This window comes from Photobacterium sanguinicancri (assembly GCF_002265265.1).
Taxonomy (GTDB): Bacteria; Pseudomonadota; Gammaproteobacteria; order Enterobacterales; family Vibrionaceae; genus Photobacterium; species Photobacterium sanguinicancri.
Window position 1 is genome coordinate 1 of sequence record NZ_NOIF01000438.1, and the last position, 505, is coordinate 505.

Here is a 505-nt window from a genome sequence, read left to right on the forward strand (position 1 = left end):
ATGATATATTTAAACCAATAGCATTTGCAAATTCATGATTTGATAATGCTTTTGTTACGTTGTCCTTAAAAAGGATATCTAGCCACTCCTCATATGGTATTGTAAAACCTGATTTTGACTCAATTAAACAATCTCTATCATTTAACATCAATAAATCCATTTCTGCCTGTCTATTTAAACGATTGTGATTCATACAGGAAGAAACAAAGCCAGGCATTGCAAGTGGCATAATTGCTCTTAGGTTATTTGCTTTAGAGGCAAATTCAACATTGAATTCATCAGGATTAAGTAACACAGCAGCATTCAGTTTCCACTCAACTTTAACGTTAAAATAACTTAGTGCATAGGAATGAAGATCAAATGTTGACTTCCTATCAAGTGAGAGGTATTTTTTCTTGGCCTTAATAAGGCTCTTTGAGTCAATCGCATTTTCAACAATATTAGTATAGTGATAAGGTCTTGTTAAATCTATTAACTCAAAAAAATTCATTTTATCTACTGAAGT

General features: G+C 31.5%; 1 protein-coding gene. It reads right to left on the bottom strand.

Features of this window, described 5'->3' with window-relative positions; all coding sequences use genetic code 11:
* A partial coding sequence (locus tag ASV53_RS24480) for a hypothetical protein (protein WP_141226340.1) occupies window positions 1-490 on the bottom strand: 490 nt, incomplete at its 3' end.
* Window positions 491-505 lie beyond the last annotated feature (15 nt).